Source organism: ANME-2 cluster archaeon, assembly GCA_014237145.1.
In the GTDB taxonomy this organism is placed as follows: Archaea; Halobacteriota; Methanosarcinia; order Methanosarcinales; family Methanocomedenaceae; genus Methanocomedens_A.
Genome location: JAAXOC010000075.1, coordinates 22,578 through 28,662, shown reverse-complemented (window position 1 = coordinate 28,662; position 6,085 = coordinate 22,578). Strand labels below are relative to the sequence as shown.

The 6,085-nt window shown below is 47.4% G+C and carries 7 protein-coding genes; all 7 read left to right on the top strand.

Going from position 1 to position 6,085, the window contains the following annotated elements; translation table 11 throughout:
• Positions 1 to 242, top strand: a 242-nt coding sequence (locus HF974_09725; protein MBC2698586.1) for a hypothetical protein, incomplete at its 5' end; no start/stop codon positions are given.
• Between the two features lie 164 nt (positions 243 to 406).
• A complete protein-coding gene (locus HF974_09720) occupies positions 407 to 709 on the top strand; it encodes a methylated-DNA--[protein]-cysteine S-methyltransferase (protein ID MBC2698585.1) in 303 nt (100 codons plus the stop codon).
• 148 nt (positions 710 to 857) lie between these two features.
• Positions 858 to 1,334 carry a GIY-YIG nuclease family protein gene (locus tag HF974_09715; GenBank protein ID MBC2698584.1) on the top strand — a complete coding sequence of 159 codons (477 nt, stop codon included), beginning with the start codon at positions 858 to 860 and terminating at the stop codon, positions 1,332 to 1,334.
• 14 nt (positions 1,335 to 1,348) lie between these two features.
• Positions 1,349 to 2,830 (top strand): argininosuccinate lyase, encoded by a 1,482-nt coding sequence (gene argH, locus HF974_09710; GenBank protein MBC2698583.1) that lies wholly within the window; start codon positions 1,349 to 1,351, stop codon positions 2,828 to 2,830.
• Positions 2,827 to 4,065 (top strand): Glu-tRNA(Gln) amidotransferase subunit GatD, encoded by a 1,239-nt coding sequence (gene gatD, locus HF974_09705; GenBank protein ID MBC2698582.1) that lies wholly within the window; start codon positions 2,827 to 2,829, stop codon positions 4,063 to 4,065. Before argH ends, gatD begins: the two co-directional genes overlap by 4 nt.
• A 209-nt stretch (positions 4,066 to 4,274) precedes the next feature.
• Positions 4,275 to 4,820 (top strand): YkgJ family cysteine cluster protein, encoded by a 546-nt coding sequence (locus HF974_09700; protein ID MBC2698581.1) that lies wholly within the window; start codon positions 4,275 to 4,277, stop codon positions 4,818 to 4,820.
• Between the two features lie 122 nt (positions 4,821 to 4,942).
• Positions 4,943 to 6,052, top strand: coding sequence for a chorismate synthase (gene aroC, locus HF974_09695; GenBank protein ID MBC2698580.1), 1,110 nt, complete (start codon positions 4,943 to 4,945; stop codon positions 6,050 to 6,052).
• The last annotated feature ends 33 nt before the right edge of the window (positions 6,053 to 6,085 follow it).

Genomic DNA, 6,085 nt, shown 5'->3' with positions numbered 1-6,085 from the left:
TCCATAACCCTGACTTGAAATTCAGCTTCGGAAGTCTTTATCACCAGGAATACCAGAGGGATCTCGATGAAGCTATCTGCCGGGCAGCTGGCCTGGATACTTCAAATAATATGGTAACAGATATCCAGACAACTTCAGATGATTCGGTAACAGATATCCAGACAACTTCAAATGATTCGGTAACAGATATCCGGAGAACAAATGTCCAGATAATAGACGATTCTGATTGGTATATTATGTGATCATGAAAAAATATGTAACGGATTGCTTTTTTGCTGACAAAGTGAAAAGGTGGGTGGCTGTGGAAGCAGATCCTGTGTCTGTCAGGTCAGTGAAGTTATTTGAGCAACGTCCTGGTGACGAGAGCGTAACCCTGCCGGTAACCTCTGACCTGCAAAGATACTTCATGGGGGAGAACGTAGATTTTTCATCCTATGATGTGGACCTGTCAGGTTTTACACCGTTCCAGCAGGAAGTGCTTACTGCCACCAGGTCCGTTCCCTGGGGTACTTGTATTACCTATTCCCGGCTTGCCAGTATGGCAGGCAGGCCAAAAGCAGTAAGGTCAGTGGGAAATGCCCTTGGGTCGAACAGGGTGCCTGTAATTATCCCATGTCACCGCATAGTCTCAAAACACGGGCCTGGCGGCTATTCCCTGGGAATAGGACTTAAACTGGAACTGTTGAGGCTGGAATCTATCGAATTCTGAGTGCTCATCCGGGCTGTTATATTTTGGGTGATGTTACATTTAACCGGTCCAGCAAAATCTTGCGCTCAAGATTAATAACCTGATAGTTCCCCTTACAGAGCAATGAACCAACAATAATAGTTAAAACCTCACCACATAATTATAGTTGATGAATGATCCGGATATTACCATACCCAAAGGCAGAGGTATCTATTCGCTGTTACTGGAACTAAAAAAAGATATGTGCATAACAGTAGGGGCACTGGGAAAGATCAAGTTCCCTGCCGGTTATTATTCATATACTGGCTCGGCAAGAGGTGGTGGCGGTTTTAGCAGGATCAGGCGGCACCTTGACGTGGCAGCCGGGCGTAACCCGACCAGGCGCTGGCATATAGACTACCTATTGCCGCATACCATACCAAGGGGCGTGGTGCTGACACACACTGACCAGGACCTGGAATGTCAAATATCGGGGACGATCGGGTCACATACTAAAACGATACACAGGTTCGGGAGTTCCGATTGCAGTTGCATCGGTCACCTGCACCTAAAAAGAGATATAGAAAAATTGGTACGCATTGTGACCAATGCACATGACATCAAGGGATTATTCAAAAACTTTATTCCATTTAACATTCATGTATGATACATAGGTGCGTTATGAATAACATTTTACGAAGAGGACGCCTGGGATTAGAACAAGATCCGGATGTCCTGGATTATCTTTCTTCAATGGATGCGGACAGGATGATATTCGATGCTGACCTGCTCGTAGACATGGCTCATGTGGTGATGTTAAGCGAAGTCGGGATCATAACCAATGATGATTGTGTACTGATCCTCGGGGCCCTGGATACTATTAAACAGGAAGGGTTTGAAGGGCTTGATATGTCATATGAAGACCTACACATATCCATCGAAGCAAAGCTAATAAATTTGGTAGGCGAGGATACAGGTGGAAGAATGCATTCCGCACGCTCCAGAAACGATGAGGTCGCCACATGTATCCGTATCAGATTAAGGGATGAACTGCTTACATTGATGCATAAACTCATCACACTTAGAAAGACCATGCTGGAGCTCGCCAGGGAGCATACAAATACCCTGATGCCCGGATTTACGCACCTGCAGCATGCCCAGCCCACTACCTTTGCCCATCATCTGCTTGCCCACCACGATGCCCTATCAAGGGATACCCAGAGGTTACTGGGTGCATACATGAGAACGAACATGTCACCACTGGGAGCAGCAGCATTCGCATCGACAGGATTTGCGATCAACCGTGAACGTACACGTGAACTGCTTGGATTTGACGAAATCGTTGAAAACTCAATGGATGCCGTAAGTACCAGGGATTTTGTCCTGGAATCCATATCCGTATTTTCCAACATAATGACAAACCTGAGCCGGATTGCAGAAGAGATCATTTCCTGGAGTTCAGAGGAATTCGGATTTGTGGAACTGGATGACCAGTATGCTTCCACATCATCCATCATGCCACAGAAAAAGAATCCTGATACTGCGGAACTCCTGAGGGGAAAGACAGGTACGGTTTACGGATGCCTTATGTCTGTGTTGACCATAACCAAGGCACTGTCCATGAGCTATAACAGGGACCTGCAGGAAGTAACTCCCCACATGTGGAGGGCGGCAGGTACCACCATCAGTTCAGTAATAATAATGGCAGGTATGCTTCCCACTATGAAAATCAATACCGAAAAAATGGAATCTACGGCAGGCACCGGTTTTTCTACTGCTACAGAACTTGCTGATACGATTGTCCGGACAACTGAAATTTCTTTCAGGACCGCACACCAGATCGTAGGTACGCTGTCAAAGAGTGATGTCAGGACACTTGAAGAGCTGGACAGGATCGCACTTGAGATAACAGGCAGGAAACTTTCGGATGAGGGGCTTAGCCAGGAGATGTTTGATGGGGCTCTTGATGTCATGGAGAATGTAAAACGGCGTAATGTAGTCGGTGGTCCCTCACCAGTTGAAGTAAGCAGGATGATAGAAGAGCGCAATTACCAGTTATCGCTGGATATTAATACGCTCATGGAAAAAACCAATTTTGTTCAGGATGCCATGAAGAAGCTTGATAACATTAAGGATTCATTTATTGAAAGAGGTAATGCATGACAGTAGAAGAAGGGGACAGCGTACTGGTAAAACAGGGCAATCGCACTTTTGACGGTGTACTAATGCCCTCGATCACGGACAGTGCTGTCATTAAATTGAAGAACGGGTATAACGTGGGATTTGATCCTGGTAATATTACCATGGAGCTGGCTGAGAAAAAACAGGATATGCAGGCTGCAACAGTAGAACTGCCGCCTCATGATCCTGACCTGCCCAATGTATCCATCCTATCCACGGGCGGGACCATTGCAAGTAAGGTAGACTACAGGACCGGGGCAGTGACCAGCCAGTTCACGGCAGAGGATATTTTACTGGCCATTCCTGAACTTACCAAGATCGCTAATTATAATGCCAGGGTTTGCTACAGTATCTTATCTGAGAACATGCAGCCTGAATACTGGGTCAAACTTGCAGAAGAGGTATATAATGAGATAAAAGCCGGAGCTGCCGGGGTGATTATCACCCACGGTACTGATACTATGATGTATACTGCCGCAGCCCTTGCGTTTATGATCGAGACGCCGGTGCCTGTTGTGTTCGTAGGCAGCCAGCGCAGTGCTGACCGTCCCAGCAGTGACAATGCTATGAACGCCATCTGCGCAGCAAAGGTGGCTACCAGCGATATTGCCGGGGTTACTGTGGTCATGCACGGGACAACCTCGGACGATTTCTGCCACATACATAAAGCAACGAAGGTTAGGAAGATGCATACCAGCAGGCGTGATGCGTTTAAGTCCATTAATTCAAGGCCCCTGGGCAGGGTGGATTACCCATCCGGTGAGATCACAACCTATCTTGACCATGCCAGACGTGGGGAGAAGGAACTTGCCATTAATTCCAATATTGAGCCCAGGTGCACGCTAATAAAATATACTACAGGGGCAAGTCCGGAAACCCTGTTGTTTGCTTCTGCCAATTATAAGGGTATTGTTATTGAGGGGACAGGGCTGGGCCATGTGTCTACTGAATGGGTGCCGTATATCGAAAGGACAACCGAAGCCGGGATACCTGTAGTGATGACCAGCCAGTGCTTAAGTGGCAGGGTGTGCGACCGGGTGTATGATACAGGGCGCGACATCCTGAAGGCCGGAGCCATAGAGGGCGAGGATATGATGCCCGAGGTTGCGCTGGTGAAATTGATGTGGGCGCTGGGGCAGACCGGGGATATTGATGAGGTCAGGAGGATCATGACCACTGATATGGCTGGGGAGATCACCAGGAGTTCCCGGACCTGAATCTTAATTGTAAGCAGAATCGGTATCCACTTCAAATAATAGGGCAAAAATAATAGCCACAGAGAACACAGAGATCACAGAGGATTTCTTCTCTGTGTCCTCTGTGCTCTCTGTGGCAGATAAATATAAACAATGATTTATACAAATATTATTACCCTACTTTTAGAAAGGGATACCAGAATAGGACTTTATGTGAGGATGTTGAAATTATGAACGATAAACCGAAATTCGTATTTGAATGCCAGGAATGCGGGAAATGCTGTGAAAGGGATGTAATGGCATTTCTGGATGACATAAATGACTGGATGGAACATGGGCTGATGTACAAGGTACTGCCTCACTTGTTTATTGAGGGGGATTTTGGTTCTGTTGCCATTCAACTGGACAAACAGACAAAAGATGACAGGACTGTGTGTGCATTGTATGACCTTGAAAAGAGCGAGTGCACACTGGGTGATAGCAGGCCGCTTTCCTGCCGTTCATTCCCCTTGGGTTATAACGGCAAGAATTATATTATTGTGGATGTGGACTGTCCGGGACTGGGGCAGGGCAGCATGACTGTAGAAAAACTTACCTTGATGAGGGACACAGCCAGGGCCGGGTATGAGAGTAAGCAGCAGACACAACATGTTCTGCCTATGTTGGAGAACCTGTTTATCAGGAAGATGACATTCGAGTCACAGAAGGCCATGGGAGAGCTTACTCCCGAGCAGAGAGAAGAGCTTGAGAATATTCTGAAGGACAAGGAAAAATAGGTTTTAACCGAGACAAAATCCAGGGAATGGAATCTGGTATAGATGAAATATTCTATTATTTTTTCAACTCAGTCCAATTAGTCAATCTACATTTATATATACAAACCGCATATCTGGATACCATGATGGGCAACACCTTTGGAAAAGCATTCTCAATCACAACCTGGGGCGAGAGCCACGGTCCTGCCATAGGCGTGGTCATCGATGGCTGCCCTCCCGGACTGGAGTTGACAGACACCGATATCCAGCTTGAACTGGACCGCAGACGTCCCGGCCAGAGCGAGATTGCCACACCCAGGCAGGAAGAGGACAAGGTGGAAATACTTTCAGGAGTGTTCGAGGGTAAGACTACAGGCACGCCCATTGCCATGCAGGTCAAAAACAAAGATGCTGACTCCTCCAAATATGACATTATCAGGAACATGCCCCGCCCCGGTCATGCCGACTATACGTACCAGATGAAGTACGGTCTACGTGACCACAGGGGAGGAGGGCGCTCATCTGCCAGGGAGACCATTGGCCGTGTAGCTGGTGGAGCAGTAGCTAAAAAGATACTTGCCAGACACGGAATCGAAATACTGGCTTATGTTGTTGAACTTGGCGGTATTAAAGCTTCACCTGTACAAGTTGATGAAATAAAGGCCAATGACATAAAGGCCAATGTGGAATCGAACCCGGTACGCTGTGCCGACCCCGAAGTTGCAAAGGCCATGCTGGAAAGAGTAAAACAGGCCCGGGAAGATAAGGATAGCATCGGCGGAATTGTTGAGATACTGGCTCTTGGGGTTCCGCCCGGCCTGGGCGAGCCCGTATTCGATAAACTGGACTGTGACCTTGCAGGGGCTCTTATGGGAATCGGTGCAGTCAAGGGCGTGGAAATAGGCTCAGGTTTTGCAGCTGCCACCATGACAGGAAGCCAGATGAACGACCCTTTCGAAATGCAAAATGGGAAGGTGGTATGTTCCACCAACAATGCCGGTGGGATTTTGGGAGGCATCTCCAGCGGTGAAACAATCGTTTGCAGAATAGCTGTTAAACCCACACCCTCCATTGCCCGGTCCCAGAGGACTGTAGACATGTCTGATATGTTCGAAACCAATATAACAATAGAAGGGCGACATGACCCAACAATCCCACCCAGGATCGTACCTGTAGCCGAAGCCATGACAGCACTGGTACTTGCCGACCACCTTATTAGAGCGCAATCGTATATACGATCATATTCGAAGTGATCACGAGTTAAAAGTCAGCAGCTATTTCTTGAC

Excerpts from the sequence above, each read along its gene's own strand:
- aroC (MBC2698580.1), top strand. The coding sequence starts at position 4,943 with ATGATGGGCAACACCTTTGGAAAAGCATTCTCAATCACAACCTGGGGC.
- gatD (MBC2698582.1), top strand. The coding sequence starts at position 2,827 with ATGACAGTAGAAGAAGGGGACAGCGTACTGGTAAAACAGGGCAATCGC.
- argH (MBC2698583.1), top strand. The coding sequence starts at position 1,349 with ATGAATAACATTTTACGAAGAGGACGCCTGGGATTAGAACAAGATCCG.
- HF974_09700 (MBC2698581.1), top strand. The coding sequence starts at position 4,275 with ATGAACGATAAACCGAAATTCGTATTTGAATGCCAGGAATGCGGGAAA.
- HF974_09720 (MBC2698585.1), top strand. The coding sequence starts at position 407 with ATGGGGGAGAACGTAGATTTTTCATCCTATGATGTGGACCTGTCAGGT.
- HF974_09715 (MBC2698584.1), top strand. The coding sequence starts at position 858 with ATGAATGATCCGGATATTACCATACCCAAAGGCAGAGGTATCTATTCG.